The sequence below is a fragment of the Neisseria sp. HMSC066H01 genome, from assembly GCF_001837375.1.
Taxonomy (GTDB): Bacteria; Pseudomonadota; Gammaproteobacteria; order Burkholderiales; family Neisseriaceae; genus Neisseria.
This window is the reverse complement of the sequence record NZ_KV832188.1, coordinates 1-569: the sequence shown is the minus strand read 5'-3', so window position 1 is coordinate 569 and position 569 is coordinate 1. Positions and strand designations below refer to the sequence as shown.

Here is a 569-nt window from a genome sequence, read left to right as displayed (position 1 = left end):
CAATTCACGAAGACAGTTTGCCGAAAGTAACAGGTAAAGGATTGGTTTCAGATACAGAATTTGTTGTGAAGTATAGCGAGCTGTTAGAAGAAATTTTAGGTTTTGGCATTACCCAAAAACTACCGTTTAAAGGAAAGTTTTTTTATAAAAGCTGTTACCAACTAGGCCCGGATAACGTTGAATATGGAAAAGTTCATTATGGCGGCCAGCGTGAAACAATGCTGGTTGAATTGAATGGTACAGGTTGTCAGGCTGCTATACCCGGTTGGGAAAACCGACTGTATGAGTTTTTAAGTAAGTGCATTCGTCCAAAAATTACCCGTGTTGATGTGGCCCATGATTTTTTTAACGGCGAATACACACCCGATCAAGCATTACTTGATCATGATAACGGTCATTTTGACGTTCATAACATGAGGCCAAAAAGCGAATGCCGCGGTACTGCATGGCGCAATGATGACGGTAGCGGCAAAACCTTTTATGTAGGTAAACGCGGAAATTCTAAATTTACCCGTGTTTATGAGAAAGGAAAACAATTTGGCGATGTCAATAGTCCATGGATCAGGTTT

1 protein-coding gene is annotated in these 569 nt (G+C 40.6%); it reads left to right on the top strand.

Annotation, left to right across the window (positions count from 1 at the left end; genetic code table 11):
• On the top strand, positions 1-569 hold a 569-nt coding region (locus tag HMPREF2551_RS00200), incomplete at both ends, for a replication initiation factor domain-containing protein (RefSeq protein ID WP_210400271.1).